Annotated in this window: 14 protein-coding genes; 8 read left to right on the plus strand and 6 right to left on the minus strand. The window is 73.0% G+C overall.

Features of this window, described 5'->3' with window-relative positions; all coding sequences use genetic code 11:
* The gene (locus OG710_RS01630; protein WP_330237743.1) at positions 1–1,890 is read right to left on the minus strand and encodes a rhamnogalacturonan lyase; all 1,890 of its coding nucleotides are present in this window, start codon (positions 1,888–1,890) and stop codon (positions 1–3) included.
* A gap of 238 nt (positions 1,891–2,128) precedes the next feature.
* Here OG710_RS01630 and OG710_RS01635 point away from each other — a divergent pair, with 238 nt between their 5' ends.
* Positions 2,129–4,201, plus strand: coding sequence for a SpoIIE family protein phosphatase (locus tag OG710_RS01635; protein WP_330237744.1), 2,073 nt, complete (start codon positions 2,129–2,131; stop codon positions 4,199–4,201).
* Between the two features lie 13 nt (positions 4,202–4,214).
* Here the strand turns inward: OG710_RS01635 and OG710_RS01640 are convergent, their stop codons facing one another.
* Both OG710_RS01640 and OG710_RS01645 read right to left on the minus strand, forming a co-directional pair.
* The gene (locus OG710_RS01640) at positions 4,215–4,853 is read right to left on the minus strand and encodes a DUF6629 family protein (protein ID WP_330237745.1); all 639 of its coding nucleotides are present in this window, start codon (positions 4,851–4,853) and stop codon (positions 4,215–4,217) included.
* 83 nt (positions 4,854–4,936) lie between these two features.
* Positions 4,937–5,236 carry a DUF1876 domain-containing protein gene (locus OG710_RS01645; protein WP_111334829.1) on the minus strand — a complete coding sequence of 100 codons (300 nt, stop codon included), beginning with the start codon at positions 5,234–5,236 and terminating at the stop codon, positions 4,937–4,939.
* 250 nt (positions 5,237–5,486) lie between these two features.
* Here OG710_RS01645 and OG710_RS01650 point away from each other — a divergent pair, with 250 nt between their 5' ends.
* Both OG710_RS01650 and OG710_RS01655 read left to right on the plus strand, forming a co-directional pair.
* Positions 5,487–6,314 (plus strand): PP2C family protein-serine/threonine phosphatase, encoded by an 828-nt coding sequence (locus tag OG710_RS01650; protein ID WP_330237746.1) that lies wholly within the window; start codon positions 5,487–5,489, stop codon positions 6,312–6,314.
* A 67-nt stretch (positions 6,315–6,381) separates the two neighbouring features.
* Positions 6,382–7,377, plus strand: a complete 996-nt coding sequence (locus OG710_RS01655; protein ID WP_330237747.1) for an MASE1 domain-containing protein — start codon at positions 6,382–6,384, stop codon at positions 7,375–7,377.
* A gap of 9 nt (positions 7,378–7,386) precedes the next feature.
* Here OG710_RS01655 and OG710_RS01660 read toward each other — a convergent pair whose 3' ends face one another.
* A complete protein-coding gene (locus OG710_RS01660) occupies positions 7,387–8,646 on the minus strand; it encodes a D-arabinono-1,4-lactone oxidase (protein WP_330237748.1) in 1,260 nt (419 codons plus the stop codon).
* A 427-nt stretch (positions 8,647–9,073) separates the two neighbouring features.
* On the opposite strand from OG710_RS01660, the gene OG710_RS01665 reads away from it, so the two are divergent.
* Entirely contained in the window at positions 9,074–10,573 is a 1,500-nt protein-coding gene (locus OG710_RS01665; RefSeq protein ID WP_330237749.1) for a sugar transferase, read from the plus strand.
* 95 nt (positions 10,574–10,668) lie between these two features.
* Here OG710_RS01665 and OG710_RS01670 read toward each other — a convergent pair whose 3' ends face one another.
* Positions 10,669–11,646: a GDP-L-fucose synthase family protein gene (locus OG710_RS01670; RefSeq protein ID WP_330237750.1), complete on the minus strand. Its 978-nt coding sequence runs from the start codon at positions 11,644–11,646 to the stop codon at positions 10,669–10,671.
* Positions 11,647–11,757: 111 nt separating this feature from the next.
* On the opposite strand from OG710_RS01670, the gene gmd reads away from it, so the two are divergent.
* The 4 genes from gmd to OG710_RS01690 all read left to right on the plus strand — a co-directional run bounded on the left by gmd (position 11,758) and on the right by OG710_RS01690 (position 16,669).
* Positions 11,758–12,771, plus strand: a complete 1,014-nt coding sequence (gene gmd, locus OG710_RS01675) for a GDP-mannose 4,6-dehydratase (RefSeq protein ID WP_330237751.1) — start codon at positions 11,758–11,760, stop codon at positions 12,769–12,771.
* Positions 12,772–12,879: 108 nt separating this feature from the next.
* Entirely contained in the window at positions 12,880–15,129 is a 2,250-nt protein-coding gene (locus tag OG710_RS01680) for a LamG domain-containing protein (protein WP_330237752.1), read from the plus strand.
* Positions 15,126–15,845, plus strand: a complete 720-nt coding sequence (locus OG710_RS01685; RefSeq protein ID WP_330237753.1) for a hypothetical protein — start codon at positions 15,126–15,128, stop codon at positions 15,843–15,845. Before OG710_RS01680 ends, OG710_RS01685 begins: the two co-directional genes overlap by 4 nt.
* The gene (locus tag OG710_RS01690; RefSeq protein ID WP_330237754.1) at positions 15,842–16,669 is read left to right on the plus strand and encodes a glycosyltransferase family 2 protein; all 828 of its coding nucleotides are present in this window, start codon (positions 15,842–15,844) and stop codon (positions 16,667–16,669) included. The genes OG710_RS01685 and OG710_RS01690 overlap by 4 nt, the downstream gene beginning before the upstream one ends.
* On the opposite strand, the gene OG710_RS01695 is transcribed toward OG710_RS01690, so the two are convergent.
* The gene (locus OG710_RS01695) at positions 16,641–17,831 is read right to left on the minus strand and encodes a glycosyltransferase (protein WP_330237755.1); all 1,191 of its coding nucleotides are present in this window, start codon (positions 17,829–17,831) and stop codon (positions 16,641–16,643) included. The two genes, OG710_RS01690 and OG710_RS01695, sit on opposite strands and share 29 nt — an antisense overlap.
* Positions 17,832–18,007: the final 176 nt, after the last annotated feature.

The raw sequence follows: 18,007 nt of genomic DNA on the forward strand, positions 1-18,007 counted from the left end.
TCAGGGCGTCCACACGGTGGGCCTCGGCGCGGGCGGCATGCCGCTCCCGATGAGGAAGCCGGGGTGCGGCGGCTGATTGTAGGCGGTGTTCTGCCAGGCCAGCGCGGTGCGGTAGGTGGTGTCGTGGAGCAGGGTGGTGATCCTGGTGCCGGTCTCGTACGGCGTGGAGTAGATGCGCAGCGCGGTGTTGTTCACGGTCGGCCACACCACTTCCTCGCGCCAGTCGCCGAACAGGTCGCCGGAGAGGGCCGGGGTGGCCTTGGTGCCGTTGTTGGAGTGCACGGAGGCCGCGGTCAGCAGCCGGGTGTCGCCCGAGGTGCCGTACTTGTCGATGTGGGTGCCGTCCAGCAGTTCGCGTGTGGTGTCACCGTCCCACCAGGCGAGGAAGTTGGTGCTGGACGGTTTGCGGCTCGCCACCACGGTGCCGTGCGGGTCGCGTATCCCGGAGGCCGCCGACGACCAGGACTCGGCGCCCGCGCTGCCCGCCCAGATGTCTCCGCTGACACCGCGTCCGTTGTCGCCGCCGGCCGGGGTGGACCAGATGATCTGCCCGGTCCTCGCGTCGGCCATCCAGGACGAGGGCTTCGAGCCGTCCTCGTCCACCTTGAACTCCTCCAGGCCCGGCCGCGCCGGGTCCAGGTCGCCGACGTGCATGGCGTCGCCGTGGCCGTTGCGCGTGGTCCACAGGGAGCGGCCGTCGTCGTCCACCGCCATCGCCCCGTAGACGATCTCGTCCCGGCCGTCGCCGTCCACATCGGCCACCGACAGCTGGTGGTTGCCCTGCCCGTCGTAGCCGCGGCCGGTGTTGGTGGAGCTGTTGGTGTCGAAGGTCCAGCGCCGGGTGAAGGCCCCGCCGCGCCAGTCCCAGGCGGCGATCACGGTGCGCGTGTAGTAGCCGCGGGCCATGATCAGTGAGGGCCTGCCGCCGTCGAGGTAGGCGGTGCCGGCCAGGAAGCGGTCGACGCGGTTGCCGTAGCTGTCGCCCCAGGAGGAGACGCTGCCGCGCGCCGGGACGTAGTCGACGGTGCCCATGGCGGCGCCGGTCAGCCCGTTGAACATGGTGAGGTATTCGGGGCCCGACAGCACGTAGCCGGCGGAGTTGCGGTGGTCGGCCGACGCGCTGCCGAGCACCGTGCCCCGGCCGTCGACGGTGCCGTCGGCGGTCTTCATCGCCACTTCGGCCCGGCCGTCGCCGTCGTAGTCGTACACCTGGAACTGCGTGTAGTGCGCGCCGGAGCGGATGTTGCGGCCCAGGTCGACGCGCCAGAGGCGGGTGCCGTCGAGCCTGACGCCGTCGACGACGGTGTTGCCCGTGTAGCCGGACTGGGAGTTGTCCTTGGCGTTGGTGGGCTGCCACTTCAGTACGAAGTCGAGCGCGCCGTCCCCGTCGAGGTCGCCGACGGACACGTCGTTGGCCTCGTAGGTGTACGAGACGCCGTCCGGGGTCGTGCCGCCCGGCGGCGGGCTGATGGGCACGTCCTTGTAGCCGGCCCGGAACTGGATGGCGTGCACGGAGTCGCCCTGCTCGACGCCGTTGACGACGGCGCGCACGGTGTAGTCGGCGTGGCTGGGCGCTCCGGCGTGGAAGTAGTTGGTCGAGCCGGTGACGGGCGAGGAGTTGACCTTCGTACCGGCGCGGTAGACGTTGAACGCGACCGTGTCGGGGTCGGTGGCGAGCCAACGCCAGCTGACGAGGTTTCCGCTACCGGTGTGGACGCTGACGACGCCCCGGTCCAGCGCCTCCACCTGCCGCGCGGTGGCGGCGTGGGAGGTCTGGCCGGTGACGACCAGCGCGGTGGTGGCGAGGAGTCCGGCGGTGACGGCGCCGAGCAGGGTGCGGGTCCGGGTGGTACGGGGTCTGCGGTGCGTGCGGGGGTGTCCGAGAACCACGGTGCGTGCCTTCCGGAGTGGGGGTGGGTGGGGTACTCCTCAGTGGCCGCCGGTTCCGGAAAGGTTGCCGCCTCCCCGGGAACCCGTACGCCCCGCCCGGTCACGCGGGAGCCACCCGGTCGCGTTCGCCGCCGGCTCACCCGTTCGCCGCGGCGCGGTGGCCGGTGGGGGCGGGGGCGCGCAGGCTGTCCGGAGAGCTGCCGATCGGCAGGGCGGCGGAGCCCGTTGGGGGTGCGACGTGTCGGACACCGGTGCCACGGCCCCTGGCGCGGACACGGGCGGGGAGATGGCCCAGGCGCTCCTGGAGACGCTGTTCCGCCAGTCCGCGGTGGGGCTGCATGTGCTGGACACCGAGTTGCGGGTGGTCCGCGTCAACGCCCTCAGCGAGAAGGTGGACCCGGACCGCATCCTGGGCCTCCACTTCACCGAGGCGTACCGGCTGGACGATCCCGGGCAGGCGGAGCGGCTGCTGCGCGAGGTGCTGCGGACCGGCGAGCCGGTGCTCAACCGCGCCGCGCGCGGCCGGCTCGCCCTGGCCCCCGGCCCCTCCCGCAGCCTGGATGTGACGCTGCACCGGCTGGACGGCGCCCACGGCCGCCCGCTCGGGGTGCTGGCGGCGGTGGTGGACGTCGACGAAACGGAGAAGGCGCACCTCCGGGCCGACGTGCTGTCGGCGGTGCGCAGGGGGGCGGGCCACTCGCTGGATGTGGCGGCCACCTGCGAGGGGCTGGTGGCGGCGCTGGTGCCCGCGTTCGCCGATCTGGCCGTGGTCGAGGTGGTGGACGAGGTGCTGCGGGGCGCCGATCCGCCGCTCAGCCCGCTGCGCCGGGACGTGCCGCTGCGCCGGGCCGCGGTGCGGGGGACGGGGACGGCGCCGGACAACCTGGTCGGCGAGTTGCGCAGGCTGCCCGAGTCGACCCCGTTCGCGCTCGCCGTCACCGATCTGCGGCCCCGGCTGGTCGAGTTGGGGCCGGACACGCCGTGGCTGGACGCCGACCCGCCGACGCGCGGGATGATCGAGGCGATCGGCGCCCGTTCCCTGATCGTGGTTCCGCTGAAACTGCACGGCTCCGTCCTCGGCCTGGTGAGCCTGTACCGGCACGGGGGCGACCACTACGACGAACGCGACCTCGCCCTCGCGGTGACCGCCGCCGCCCACACGGCGCTGAGCATCGAGAACGCGCTGCGCTACGCCCGCGAGCATGTGATCGCCTCGACCGTGCAGCGGCGGCTCCTCCCCCAGCACGACGGCGCCCATGTGGCGATCGAGACCGCGCACGTGCTGCTGCCGGGGCGCAACAGCGGCTGCTGGTTCGACACCATCGGGCTCTCCGGCGCCCGCACCGCGCTCATCATCGGCAATGTCGCCGGGCACGGGCTCCAGACGGCCATCACCATGGGCCAGTTGCGCACCGTCATCCAGGCGCTGGCGGGCCTCGACCTGGAGCCCGACGAGGTGCTCGCCCGGCTGAACGACACGGCGGACCGGCTGGTGGACGAGCGCAGATCGCTGCCGCCGGGCGACGCGCTGCACCGCCAGCCGCTGACCGCGACCTGCCTGTACGCGGTGTACGACCCGTTCACGCAGGTGTGCACGGTGGCGCGCGCGGGGCATCCGGCACCGGTCGCCGTGGGGCCCGACGGCACCCCGCTGACCCTGGACGTCCCGGAGGGTCCGGCGCTCTTCTCGGACGACAGCGCGCCCTTCGCGACCGGTTCGGTGCGGCTGGCCGAGGGCAGTGTGCTGGCGTTCCTGACCGACGCGCTGCTGCCCGAGGCGGAGTCGGTGGAGCGGGTGCGGGAGGCGCTGGCCTTTCCGGAGCGCCGGCTGCGGGAACTGTGCGACGCGATCGTCTACAACCTGCCGGCCGAGGCCGATCCGGACGGGGCCGCGCTGCTGATCGCCCGGACGGGCGTGGTGCCGGCGGACCGGGTGGCGACCTGGGAGCTGGCCCACGACCGGACGACGCCCTCGGTGGCCCGCACCCTGGTCCGGGACCGGCTGGAGGGCTGGGACCTGGACGAGGACACCATCGAGGCGACGGAGCTGATCGTCAGCGAACTGATCACCAACGCCGTCCGCTACGGCACCCCACCGGTGCGGCTGCGGGTGCTGCTGGACCGCACGCTGACCTGCGAGGTGCACGACACCAGTCCGGTGGCCCCGCATCTGCGCCACGCCCGTACGGTCGACGAGGGCGGACGCGGCCTGTTCATCGTCTCGCAGCTCGCCAACCACTGGGGCACCCGCTACAGCACCGACGGCAAGGCGCTGTGGACGGAGCAGGAGATCCCGGACGAGCACGCCTGACGGTCCGGCCCTGTCAGGACCCGGCCGCCCGGGGTTCCTCCGGTTCGGGCCGCCGCCCCGACCAGCCGAGCAGGACCACCGAGCAGACGGCGGCGAACGCGCACCACGTCGAGATGAACTCGTACCGCCACAGCGCCGCGCAGAGCGCCGCCCCGCCCGCGACGAGCACGCCGAGCAGGGCCAGCCGGCGGTCGCCGGACAGCAGCAGCGCGCCGATGGTGGCCAGCAGATAGCCGGCCACCAGCAGCCGGGGGTGCGGCAGGTCCACCGCGTAGCCGAGGGTGTGCCCGCGCACCTCGGCGGTCACCGGCCGGGTCGCCAGGCAGTACGCGAGGACGGCGGCGGTCACCGCCCCGGCGGCCAGGGGCACGGCGAGCCGGCGCCGCGCCCGGCGCGGGGCGGCGCACAGCACGCCGAGCGGCACCCACAGGGGCAGCAGCGGCAGGGCGATGACGGCCCAGGCGAGGGTCGCCGGTCCGCTCCCGCCGTCCGTCCGCCAGACGGCGGCCTCGATCAGCTGGTGGGCGCCCAGGAGCAGCGGAAGCGCCGCCAGCGGCAGATCGCGCGGCCTGCGGGTACGGGCCACGCAGGCGGCGCCGAGCGCGGCCACCGCGCCGCCCGCGACGAGGTCGGCGGTCGCGCTCCAGCACATGCGGCCACGCTACGGGCCGCCGGGGCGGCCGGAGAAGAGGGACACACACATATTGACCGGTGCATGACGTTGCTGCGCCTGCTTCAGGCCGTCGCGTCCGACCAGGCGTACGGCGGCGGCACCGGCTCGTCCGGCCGGCCCGCGCCGGACTCGCCGATGGCGCGGTCGGCCACGCTCATCAGCTGCCCGGCCACGTCGTGCATGGCACGGCTCGCCGCCACCTCGTCGCCGATCGTGGGCACGTCCGGGTCCTGGGGACTGCACCGGGCGATGCCCTGGCCGGTGAGTTTCGCGGTGCCCGTGTCCAGCACCGCCTCCGCGCGGGTCGTCCCGCCGTCCTGCGACAGCTCGACCCGCACCGTCCATTCCAGCGTGCGGTTCATCGCATACCTCCCGCGGCCCGCGCCGGCCGGCGGGCGCGGGCCGCCGCACGGGTCCACCTCCAGCATCCCCCCGACCGGCCGCCGCCGCCCGTCCACCGGCCCCGGCCTGCGCCCGGACCCCCGCCGAAATAGGATGCGGACAGGGCGTCGGCCATCGTGGCCGCGGCCGCCCCGGCACCCCGGCCGAACCGCTCCGGGGTGCGGCCCGCCCTCTCCTGTCCGCCACCCCACAGCCCCCGCGGAGCGGCCCATGAACCGGCGTCGTCCCCGGTCGGCCAGCTCCGACGAACTGCTCACCACCCTCCACGACCTCACGTCACGGGCCCGTCGCGAGGTGGAACTGCACCAGGCGAGGGTGGAGCTGGCCGAGGCGCTGCAGCGGGAGATGCTGCCCTCCGACCTGCCCTCGCTGCCCGGCCTGCGCAGCGCCGCCCGCTACTCCCCGGCGCGCGGCGGGCTGGACATCGGCGGCGACTGGTACGACGGGTTCGTGCTCCCCGACGGCTCGCTGGCGTTCGCCATCGGGGACGTCCAGGGCCATGACGTGGAGGCGGCGGCCTTCATGGGCCAGATCCGCATCGCGATGCGCGCCCTCGCGGTGGCGGACGCCGATCCGGGCGAGGTCATGCGCCGCACCAACGACGTCCTGCTGGCAGCGGACTCCAGCCTCCTCGCGACCTGCACCTTCGTCAGCATCGACCCCGTGACCCGGCTGCTGCGCAGCGCGCGGGCCGGCCATGTGGCCGCCGTCTGGGCCACGGCGGACGGCCGGGCGGGCACCACGGACGACGAGGGCGGGCTGCCCCTGGGGGTGCTGCCCGGCGAGGAGTACCCGGTCACCACCCGGCAGCTCGCCGACGAGGGCGTCTTCGTGCTGATGACGGACGGGGTGGTCGAGGGACCCTCGTACTCCCTGGACGACGGTCTCGCCGAGGTGGTGCGGCTCGCCCGGTCCCGGACGGGCGAGGACGCGGAGGCGCTGGCCGACGCGATCCTGGGCGCCGCCGAGCACACCGGGCACGAGGACGACGCGGCGGTGCTGGTCCTGCGCCACGAACGCCTCTCGTCCGGCGGATGAGGCGGGCTCCGGCCACCCGTGCGTGTCACGCCGCCGTCCGCCCCGGGGCCGGTGTCTGATGAGAGGCGTGATCCGCAGCGAGAAGACCCGCAGACACCTGATCGCGGTGCTGCGCGTGGCGGCCGTCGCCGCCGTCTACTACGGTTCGGCGCGGCTGGGGCTGCTGCGGGAGGTCACCGTCCACGGGGCCGTGGTCACCCCGCTGTGGCCGCCGACCGGGGTCGCGCTGGGCGCCCTGCTGTGCTTGGGCGTGCGGGTCTGGCCCGGCATCGCGATCGGCTCGCTGGTCGTCGTCACCGTGCTGAGCGGGACGGTGCGCCCGGCCACCGCGGTCACCGTGGCGGCCAGCACCCTGGCGCCGCTGTGCGCGTATCTGATGCTGCGCCGGGCCGGTTTCCGCGTGGAACTGGACCGGCTGCGCGACGGGATCGTGCTGGTCTTCCTCGGCGGGATGCTCCCGATGGTGATCAGCGCGACGGCGGGGGCCGGGATGCTCGTCGCCGACGAGAAGATCCCGTCCGCCGACTTCTGGTCGGTGTGGGCGGCCTGGTGGGCGGGCGACGCGATGGGGGTGCTCATGGTGACGCCGATGGTGCTGGTCCTGCGGCGGGCGCGGCCGCCCCGGCTCAGCGACCGCTGGGTGGAGGCCGGGGCGCTCTCGGTCGTCGCGGTCGTGGCGGCGGTGGTGGCCACCCAGAGCACCCTGTCGATGATCTATCTGGTGTTCCCGATCCTCATCTGGGCCGCCCTGCGCTTCCAGCTCGCCGGGACCGCGCCCTGCGCCCTGCTGGTGTCGGTGCTCGCGGTGCTGGCGGGCACCGCCCGGAACGGCCCCTTCCAGGAGCACACCATGGTGGAGGTGATGATCAGCCTCACCGTGCTGAACGGGGCCGTTTCCCTCACCGCGCTGCTGCTCGCCGCCGTCGTCACCGAGCAGGACAACGTCCGGCGCCGCATCGAGAGCGCCTGCGAGGAACTGGCCGAGGTGGTGGACCAGCTCGCACCCGGCCGGTCCGCCACCGCCTGGCCCTCCCGCGCCCAGGACGAGCGCCGCGCCCGCTGAACGCGCGGTTCAGCGCGGGAAGCAGCGGTCCAGGAACCGGTTGCGGAAGACGCCGTCCGGGTCCTGGCGGGCCATCAGCGCCTCGAAGTCCGCGTAGCGCGGATACAGCGTGCGCAGCACCTCGGGGGCGGTGGTGAACACCTTGCCCCAATGCGGCCGGGCACCGAACGGGGCCAGCGCCTCCTCGATCCGAGCGACGACCGGTGCGACGGCGTCCGCGTCCGGCGCCCAGGTGAAGTGGAACGCCACCGAGTCCCTGCCGTACGCGGGGCTCAGCCACAACCCGTCGGCGGCGACCGTGCGGATCTCGGACACCTGGAGCACCGGGGCGATCCGCTCGCGCATCCGGGCCAGCGCCTCGTACGCGGCGACGGCGTCCCGGCGGGCCACGAAGTACTCCGACTGGAGTTCGTCGCCGTTGCTCGGGGTGAACTCCATCCGGAAGTGCGGCAGCCGCCGGAACCACGGACCGGGCACACCCTGCTGGCGGGTGCAGTTCCCGGCGGGCATGCCGGGGACCGGGTGCCGGGGGCCGTCCGCGAGGCGGGCGCCCAGCCACCCGGCGGGCATCGGGTCGGGGCCGCCGTCGTCCGCCCGCCGCTTCAGCCACACCTGGCCGACCGGTCCGGGGCGCCAGTCGGTGAAGACGCTGACGCTGTACGCGGCGGCCATCACCTCGTCGAAGCGCGCGGTCAGGGTGGCCTCGGGCAGATCCTCGTACACCCACTGCCGTACGTCGAAGGCGGGCACCAGATCCAGGTCGAGCGAGGTGACCACACCGAGTGCGCCCAGGGACACCACCGCGCCGGGGAAGTCGGCGTCGTGGCGCCCCAGGGTGCGCGTCCCGCCGTCGGCCGTCACCAGGGTGAGGCCGCGGACGGCGGCCGCCAGGGAGCGGTTGCCGACACCGGAGCCGTGTGTGCCGGTGGCGACGGCTCCGGCCACGGAGATGTGCGGCAGCGAGCCCAGGTTGGCCAGGGCGAGACCGCGCTCGTGCAGTTCGGCGGCGAACTCGCCGTAGGCGAGCCCCGCGGTGAGGGAGACCGTGCGGCCGGGGACATCGATGTCGGCGGTGCGCGGCAGGCCCGCGAGCGAGATGTGGTCGCCGGTGGTGTCGGCGACGGTGTTGAAGGAGTGCCGGGTGCCCAGGGGGCGTACCGCGTCGGAGGCGGCCACCGTCTCGCGCAGTTCGCGCACCGAGCGCGGTACGCACAGCCGCCTCGCGCCGAAGGTGATGTTGCCGGCCCAGTTCTTCGCCGCGGGGGTCACCGTGCCTACCTCTTCCGTTCGTGGTGCCGGGTACGTCTCCCCCGGCACCGCATTCTCCCAGACGGTTTTCGGGCACCCGGAGGCGAGCGGGCCGAATACCGCCCCCGCCACCGTGCGGGCACGTACCGTAGTGGGGGAAACCGAGATACATGTCCGCACACCCGCCGACAGCGGCGTGGCCCACATACCAACAGGTGCGCACAGAACCTGAGATCCGGTACGGATCGGGACGAGTCCCGGATCGCCGCGCCTGTCTGAACTTCACCGGAACTCCAGCGAAATGCCATGTGTGTGGATATCGTGCACCGAGCGAAGGCGCGTCCGTCATCCACGGGATCGGCGGATGTGCCCCGTTTATGGCGATGCGACTGTGACTGGGGGGTTCATGGGGCATGTCGAGCTACCCGAATCCGACATACCGAGGCCCATGGGACTGGCGGGGGCGCCACGTCCGAGGACTTCGTCCGGCCTGCCGTCCGGCCGGGGCTCGCGCCACCCGAGGCGGGTTTCGGCCATGCCGCGCGGACGCGCCGCCCGGTCGGTGGGCGCCGGCGGCGGCCGGTTACTGCCCCTGGTCGTTTGCGTCGAGGCGGCCGGCCTGGGGTTACCGGCCTGGCTCGTGCTCCGCGCCGGCGGACAGCCCGGAGCCCTCGCCGGGGCGCTCGCGGCCACCGCGGTGTGGTGCGGGGTGCGGGCCGCGCGGGGCAGATACGCGTTACGCATACCGGGGCGGCCACCGGGGGCGCTGACCACGCCCGGCGACTGGCTGCTGCTCATCGGTGTGCTGGCGGTGCTGTGGACCGTGATCGACCGGTCCATCGACCCGGCGGCGGCCGTGGTGGCGCTCATACCCGGCCTGCTGACGGCCGCGGGCACCTCGTGGGCGCGCGGCGTCCACTGGTCCGGGCGGCGCCGCACGGTGCGCCGGGTGCTGGTGGTCGGCGAGGCGGAGGGCGTGGACCGGGCGGTGGGGCTGCTGACCTCGCGGGCGGGCCACGGCCATCTCGTGGTGGCCGCCCTGCCCGTCGGCACGGCCCCGCTGACCTGCGAGGTCCCGGTGCCGGGGCGGCTGGCGCCGGAGCCCGCGGGGGACGACGCCTCCACGGTGCTGGGGGCGGCCTTCGCCCATGAGGCGAACCTCGCCCTGGTGGTGCCGGGTCCCCGGCTCACCGAGGACCGGTTGCGGCGCCTGTCCTGGGGGCTGCACGACGGCGGGCTCGAACTCTCCGTGCTGTCCCACCTCTCGGAGACCGCGGCGGACCGGGTGCGCCCCTCGTCGGTGGCCGGGCTGACCCTGCTGCACATCGTGCCGCCGCGGCGCCGGGGGCTCCAGCCGGTGCTCAAGGCCGCGGTGGACCGGGCGGGCGCCGTGTGCGGCCTGACCGCGCTGGCCCCGTTCCTGCTGCTGATCGCGGCGGCGGTGCGGCTCACCTCGAAGGGGCCGGTCTTCCACCGGCAGATCCGCCAGGGGCGGCACAACCGGCCGTTCGTCATGTGGAAGTTCCGCACGATGGTGGCGGACGCCGAGCAGCGCAAGGCGCGGCTGACGGCGGCGAATGAGAACGACGGCCCGATGTTCAAGATGCGCCGCGACCCCAGGGTCACCCGCCTCGGCCGGCTGCTGCGCCGCTCGTCCCTGGACGAACTGCCCCAGCTCATCAACGTGCTCAAGGGTGACATGTCCCTGGTAGGTCCGCGTCCGCCGCTGCCGGACGAGGTGTCCCGCTACGACGAGCGCGAGTTGCGCCGGCTCGCGGTGAAACCCGGCCTGACGGGCCTGTGGCAGGTCAGCGGCCGCTCGGACCTGTCCTGGCAGGAGACCGTTTCGCTGGACCTCTGGTACGTCGACAACTGGTCGGTGGCCACGGACATGGGGCTCATGGCCCGTACGCTGCGCGCCGTCACCGACGGCCGCGGGGCGTACTGAGAGCGGGGGCCGGTATGGAGGCCGGAGTGACGGGAGCCGGAGCCGGGGTGGCCCGCCCGCCGCGGGCGGGTGCGGGCCACCGGGGCGGACGCGCCCTAGGCGCCCGGCTGTCGCAGCCACCAGGAGTAGGTGTCCGCCACGCCCTCCCGCAGCGGGACGCGCGGGGTGAAGCCGAGGGCGTTCAGCCGGGAGACGTCCAGGAGTTTGCGCGGGGTGCCGTCGGGTTTGCCGGTGTCCCAGCCGATCTCGCCCTGATACTTCGTCACTTCCGCGACGGTCTCGGCGAGTTCGCGGATGGTGAGGTCCTCGCCGCAGCCGATGTTGACGGGCGTGTCGTCGTCGTAGCGCTCCAGCAGGAGCACACAGGCGGCGGCGAGGTCGTCCACGTGCAGGAACTCGCGCCGGGGGGTGCCGGAGCCCCAGAGGGTGACGGTGGGGGCATCGGACTCACGGGCCTCGTGGAAGCGGCGGATCAGGGCGGGCAGCACATGCGAGGTCTCCAGGTCGAAGCTGTCGCCGGGGCCGTAGAGATTGGTCGGCATGGCGCTGATGTAGGAGGCGCCGTACTGGCGCCGGTAGGACTGCGTCTGCACGATGCCGGCGATCTTCGCCAGCGCGTACGCCTCGTTGGTGGGCTCCAGGGGCCCGGTGAGCAGTGCGCTCTCGGGGATCGGCTGCGGGGCCAGCTTCGGGTAGATGCAGGACGAGCCGAGGAAGAGGAGCCGCTCGGTGCCGGCCGCGTGCGCCCCGGCGATCACGCTCAGCTGGATGTGCAGGTTGTCCTCGATGAACTGCACGGGATACGTGCTGTTCGCCATGATCCCGCCGACCCGCGCGGCGGCCAGCACCACGGCGTCCGGGCGTATGTCGCGCAGAAAGGCGGCGGTCGCCCCGGCGTCCCTCAGATCGAGGAGGTCACGGCCGCGCGTGATCACCTCGTGGCCGTCGGCGGTGAGGCGGCGGGCCACCGCCGAACCCACCAGACCCCGGTGGCCGGCGACGAACACACGGGAACCGGGGCGTAACAGGGACGGGACGCGTTCCCGGTGAGGGCCGGGGAGATCAGTCGTCATGCTGACGGATTGTGCCAGCGACCGGTGGGAACGGTGACGTTTTGCCCGAACCGCCCGGCCCTCGGGATTCCACGATCAACTGCCCCACGGGCACACACAGAAGGGGGAAAGGTGGCGAAGACCGCGCTCATCACCGGGGTGACCGGACAGGACGGTTCGTACCTGTCCGAGCTCCTGCTCCGGAAGGGCTACACGGTCCATGGCCTGATCCGCCGCTCGTCGAGCTTCAACACCGAGCGGATCGACCACATCTACCAGGGCCCGGAGCAGGAGAACCGGTCCTTCGTGTTACACCACGCCGATCTCGCCGACGGGGTGGCGCTGGTGAACCTGCTGCGGGACATCCGTCCCGACGAGGTCTACAACCTGGGCGCGCAGTCGCATGTGCGGGTCTCCTTCGACGCGCCGCTGTACACCGGCGACGTCACCGGGCTCGGCACGATTCGGCTCCTGGAGGCGGTCCGGGCCAGCGGCATCGACACCCGTGTCTACCAGGCGTCGTCCTCCGAGATGTTCGGCGCCAACCCGCCCCCGCAGAACGAGCTGACCCCGTTCCACCCGCGCAGCCCGTACAGCGTCGCCAAGGTGTATTCGTACTGGGCGACGGTCAACTACCGTGAGGCGTACGGCATGTTCGCGGTGAACGGGATTCTGTTCAACCACGAGTCGCCGCGGCGCGGGGAGACCTTCGTGACCCGGAAGATCACCCGTGCGGTGGCCCGGATCAAGGCCGGGCTGCAGACCCGGCTGCACCTGGGCAACCTGGACGCGGTACGCGACTGGGGGTACGCCCCCGAGTACGTGGACGCGATGTGGCGGATGCTCCAGTGCGACACCCCGGACGACTACGTGGTGGCCACCGGTGAGGGCGTCAGCGTGCGGCAGTTCCTGGAGTACGCCTTCCAGCACGCCGGCCTCGACTGGCGCGAGTACGTCCGCTACGACGCCAAGTACGAACGGCCCAGCGAGGTGGACGCGCTGATCGGGGACGCCTCCAAGGCCGGTGAGCTGCTCGGCTGGAAACCGGCCGTGCGGTCCCGTGAGCTGGCCCGGATCATGGTCGACGCCGATGTGCGCCGGCTCGCCGACGAACTCGCCGGAACCGCCGTACGGGTGGACCGGTAGGGCGGGACCGACAGGTTCCGCGTTCTCGACCGTCCCCACCGGCAGCCGGCCGGGCGGGGCAGCAACCGCGGCCCACCGGCCGCAGCCCGTTCTCACCTTCGGAGCTGAATGATGAAACCCACCACGGGGCGCCGGCCCGGCCGGACACGGGCCGCGGCCGCGGCGCTCTGCCTGCTCGCCGGTGCGCTGAGCGCCGCCGCGGCGAGCGGTACCCCCGCGGCCGCCCTCACCCCGCCCGTCTCCATCACCGCGGACGACCTGTCCACCTGGCAGACCAACGGCATCGTCTGGTCGATGGCCGCGTCCGACGACGGGGTGGTCTACGCGGGCGGCACCTTCTCCACCTTGCGGCCGCCGGGGGCTGCGGCAGGCACCTCGGAGCAGCCCGCCGTGAACTTCGCGGCGTTCGACGCCGCGACGGGCGGGCCCACCGGCTGCTCCCTGTCCTTCACCCTCTCCTCGGGCACCGCGACGGTGCGGGCGCTGGCCCTGTCCCCGGACGGCTCGACGCTGTACGCGGGCGGCCGGTTCGGGGCGGTGAACGGTGAGGGCGTCAGCAACATCGCGGCCATCGACACCGCCACCTGCACCCCGCGCCAGGACTTCAAGGTCGCCGTGTCCGCCACCGTGCGGGCACTCGCGGTCACCGGCGACACGGTGTACTTCGGGGGCGACTTCAACAGTGTGGAGGGGCAGAACCGCAACTACTTCGCCGCCGTCACCACCGGCGCCCAGCTGAAGCCGTGGACGGCGAACGCGGACGAGGTGGGCCGGGCGCTGGAGGTCACACCGGACGGGCAGCACGTGGTGCTCGGCGGGGACTTCTTCCGGGTGAACAACACCAACAGCCACGCGCTCGCGGTGGTGGACTCGGCCACCGGGGCGATCGACCGGAGCTACCCGGGATTCATCCCGAACACCTCCACGGTGCAGGACCTCACCAGCGACGCCAAGCAGTTCTACACCGCCAACGAGGGCACCGGGGGCGGGGTGTTCGACGGCCGCATCGCCCTGGACCTCACCACGTTCGACCAGGTGTGGCGCGACACCTGCCTGGGGGCCACCCAGGCGATCCTGGTGCACAGCGGGGTGCTCTACAGCGGCAGCCACGCGCACGACTGCTCCTCGATGGGCGAGTTCCCCGACCAGCCGCGCAAGCATCTGCTGGCCCAGTCGGTGGACGACCCGAAGCTGCTGCCGTGGTTCCCGGACACCAATGACGGGATCGGTGAGCCGGTCGGCCCGCGCGTGATGGCGCAGACGGACAAGGGCGGCCACCACTACCTGTGGGTGGGCGGCGAGTTCACCACGGTCAACAGCAAGCCGCAGCAGGGGCTCACCCGCTTCGCGGACGGCCCGGACACCGGGGCGCCCTGGGTGCCCAACGTGAGTGTGTCCACGGTCGAACCGGACCGGGTGGACGTCAACTGGCAGACCAGCTTCGACACCGACGACGGGACCCTCACGTACCGCGTCTACAAGGACGGGGCGAGCACCCCGGTGTACACCACGACGGGCTACTCGGTCTTCTGGGACCGGCCGCAGCTGCGGTGGACGGACACCGACGTGGCGCCGGGCGAGACGCACACGTACCGGATCAGCGCGAGCGACGGCACCAACACCAGCGCCAAGTCGCCCGCCGTGACGGCCGTCGCCGCCTCGGAGGCCGAGGCGTACCCGCAGCGGGTCGTGGCGGACGGCGCCTCGCTCTACTGGCGCTACGACGAGGGCGTCTCGACGTTCGCCGCCGACACCACGGACTCGCTGGACAACGGCTTCCTGCGCAACTCTCCCGCGTACCGGCAGACTCCGGCCGCCGTCCCCGGTCCCTCCACGGCGATCGGGTTCAACGGCAGCAACGAGTACGCGTACAGCAACCGGAGCAGGTCGGGCGTCTCGACGTTCTCCGTGGAGACCTGGATCAAGACCACGACCACGCGCGGCGGGAAGATCATCGGCTTCGGCAGCAACACCATGGAGCTGAGCGGCAAGTACGACAAGCACGTGTACATGCTCAACAACGGGCGGCTGACCTTCGGCACCAGCAACAACGGCGGCCAGACCGTCAGCACCACCGGGGCCTACAACGACGGTGCCTGGCACCACGTCGTGGCCACCCAGGGGCCGGGCGGCATGGCCCTGTACGTGGACGGGCAGCGCCGCGCCTGGAACCCCCTGTACACCAAGAACGCGAACTACACCGGCTACTGGCGGGTCGGCGGGGACAACCTCGCCACCTGGCCCAACCGGCCCTCCAGCAACTACTTCGCCGGGCAGATCGACGAGACCGCGGTGTATCCCACCGTGCTCAGCTCCTCGCAGGTCGCCGCCCACTACGCGCTGAGGACGGGTGGATGAGGTATCCGTTCCTGACCGGTGCCGCCGTCGCCCTGGCGACGGCGGTGCTGGCGGCCTGCGGTTCGTCCTCCGGTGACGGGGACGACGGCGGGAGCGGCGGCGGACGGGCGGCGGGTACACCGCCCGCCGCCTCCTCCTCCGGGCCGGTGGCCGGGACGGACGCGGAGCCCTCCGGGCCCGCGTCCGCCGGGCCCCGGCCCGCCCGGAGCAGCGAGCCGCCCACCGTCCCCACCGACCGGCTGACGCCGGCCACCGGCACGTTCACCGAGAAGCAGAAGGAGTACCTCACCGACCGGGTGCCCGTGGGCACCGACCCGGCGGCGGTGCTGGAGACCGGGCAGGAGACCTGCGACCGGCTCAGGTATCTGGTCAAGGTGGACCCGGACACGGCGGTGGGTGCCGTCGTGACGGGCGAGGTGGCCGACGCGGCACCCGCCGTCGCCCATTTGTGCCCCCGGCACCAGGAGGTGGTGGACCGGGCCGCGCTCGGCTACGCCGACGGTGTGCACCGGGGCGCGGCGCTGCGGCCCGGCCGCTACCGGAACGTCTCCCCCACCCGTGCCTGCTCCTGGGAGGTGACGGGGCGCGGCGGAAAGGTGCTGGACTCGGGCTCCTCCGGCGACGGGAGGCGCAGCACGCTCACGATCACCGAGGCGGCACTCGCCTTCACCTCCACAGGCTGCTACGCCTGGCTGCCCGAAGGGGACAACGGATGAACAAGCTGCCGATAGCCGTGGCGATCCCCACGAAGAACGAGGGGCTCAACATCGCGGAGGCCGTGCGGTCGGTCATCGACCATTTCGAGGCGGTGGTCGTCGTGGACTCGCACAGCTCCGACGACACGGCGAAGATCGCGGCGGAGTGCGGTGCGGAGGTCGTCCTGTACACCTGGGACGGCGGGCACCCCCGGAAGAAGCAGTGGTGCCTGGACCATGTCCGTACGGACCTGGACTGGATTCTGCTGCTCGACGGGGACGAGCGGCTGAGCCCCGGACTGCTGGCCGAGCTGCGTCAGGTCTTCGCCGATCCGCGGGCGCCGAGGCCGGCGGCGTACGACATCCCGCTCGGCTACTGGTTCTCGGGGAAGCGGCTGCGGCACGGCTACACCATCCGCAAGCGGTCGCTGACCGACCGGACCCGCTGCCACTACCCGGAGGTGGGCGATCTGGACGCGCCGGGGATCGGCGAGGTGGAGGGGCACTACCAGCCGGTCGCGCAGAGCACGGCGGCGCTGGTCCATCCGATCGAGCACCAGGACCTGGACCCGGTCTCGGCGTGGTTCGAGCGGCACAACCGGTACTCGGACTGGGAGGCGTGGCTGAACCACCACCCGGAGGTCAAGGAGCAGGTGCGGCGCGCGAAGTCGCGGCAGGGGCAGGTGTTCCACCGGGCGCCGTTCAAACCGCTGGTGTCGTTCGCCTACATGTACGTCTACCGGCGGGGGTTCCTGGACGGGCGCGCCGGCTTCGACTTCGCCCTGGCGATGAGCTTCTACCGCTGGCAGATCGCCCTCAAGTCGCGGGAGAAGCCGTCCGGTTGAGGTGCGGGTTCCTCCGGCGGACCACGTCCTCGTAGGTCCGCCGGAGGGTGCGGGTGACGACGTCGATGGTGAAGTGCTCGCCGACCAGTCCGTGGGCGGCCCTGCCCGCGGCCGCGTTGGCCTCCGGCTCCAGCAGTTCCAGGATCGCCCGCGCGACCTTGTCCGCGTTGGCGGCGTCCTGGCCGACGCGGCTGTCGATCACCCGGCCGGCCCCGGCCCTCGCCACATCCGGGCCGAGGCCGCAGGTGCGGGTGATGACGACCGGGGTGCCCACGGACATCGCTTCGAGCACCGAGACGCCCAGGGGTTCCTCGATCGACGGCAGCACGTACACATCGGCCTCCCGGCCGGCGGCCAGCACCTCTTCGTGGCCGAGGGGGCCGACATGGTCCAGCGCGTCCATGACGCCGAGCCTGCGGGCCAGGTCGAGGGTGCCGGGCAGGGCCCCGGTGTCGGGTCCGGCGAGGACGAAGCGGGCGTCCGGGTGGGCGGCGAGGACGGCGGGCATGGCCGACACGAAGTCCTCCGGGCGCTTGCGGGCCTGGATGCGGGCGAGGAACAGCACGGTCGGCGGGCGGCCTGCGGGGCGGGCGGACTTGAACTCCTGCGGCCGCACCCCGTTGACCAGGCGCACGGTCCGGGTGAGGGCGACCGGGGCGGCGACGGCGTTGACGTCGAGCCGCTCGGCCTCGGTGAGGTGGAGCACGGCGTCGGCGCCGCGCAGCACCTTGCGCACCCCGAGCAGGTCGGTGAGCTGGGCTACCCGTTTCTCGGTGGGGTCGACCATGCCGTGGGTCTGGACGACCAGCGGGGTGCCGGAGGCGAGGGCGAGCAGGGCGGCGGGCAGGGTGACCAGGTCGCGCATCAGATGGACGTGGACGAGGTCGGCGCCGCGCATCATGCGGCGCGCGGCGCGCAGCAGGGCACCGGAGGTGATGCCGCTGACCTCGAACACGGGCAGCAGATGGCGGGCCCGGAAGAGGTGGACGGGGACGCCCTCCACCTGGTCGGGCAGGGGGCCGTCGAAGCCGTCGCCGAGCGCCATGATCCGGGCGTCGTCCCCTGCGGCGCGCTGCACCCTGGAGAGGTTCAGGGCCACCCGTGTCGGACCGCCGAAGGCGTGGTCCGGTGTGTGCAGCGTGACGATGTGCAGGATCTTCACCAGGGTCCCCCTCGCCCTCGTTCCCGGCCCTCACAGACTAGTCGTCACATCTCCTCACGTGTGGTGATTCGTTAATGTGTGCCTACACAACGACGTTTCGGAGACGGGAAGTTGACGGTGTCCTTGCACCAGGAGGTGTCCCCGGCGCCGGTGCGGGCGAGCGGGCGGCCGGCCGC

It is taken from the genome of Streptomyces sp. NBC_00525 (assembly GCF_036346595.1).
Taxonomy (GTDB): Bacteria; Actinomycetota; Actinomycetes; order Streptomycetales; family Streptomycetaceae; genus Streptomyces.

What these genes read in the sequence shown, in the direction of transcription:
- OG710_RS01665 (WP_330237749.1), top strand. Translation starts at nt 9,074, where the DNA reads ATGGGACTGGCGGGGGCGCCACGTCCGAGGACTTCGTCCGGCCTGCCG.
- OG710_RS01650 (WP_330237746.1), top strand. Translation starts at nt 5,487, where the DNA reads ATGAACCGGCGTCGTCCCCGGTCGGCCAGCTCCGACGAACTGCTCACC.
- OG710_RS01640 (WP_330237745.1), bottom strand. Translation starts at nt 4,853, where the DNA reads ATGTGCTGGAGCGCGACCGCCGACCTCGTCGCGGGCGGCGCGGTGGCC.
- OG710_RS01670 (WP_330237750.1), bottom strand. Translation starts at nt 11,646, where the DNA reads ATGACGACTGATCTCCCCGGCCCTCACCGGGAACGCGTCCCGTCCCTG.
- OG710_RS01680 (WP_330237752.1), top strand. Translation starts at nt 12,880, where the DNA reads ATGATGAAACCCACCACGGGGCGCCGGCCCGGCCGGACACGGGCCGCG.
- OG710_RS01645 (WP_111334829.1), bottom strand. Translation starts at nt 5,236, where the DNA reads ATGAACCGCACGCTGGAATGGACGGTGCGGGTCGAGCTGTCGCAGGAC.
- OG710_RS01685 (WP_330237753.1), top strand. Translation starts at nt 15,126, where the DNA reads ATGAGGTATCCGTTCCTGACCGGTGCCGCCGTCGCCCTGGCGACGGCG.
- OG710_RS01690 (WP_330237754.1), top strand. Translation starts at nt 15,842, where the DNA reads ATGAACAAGCTGCCGATAGCCGTGGCGATCCCCACGAAGAACGAGGGG.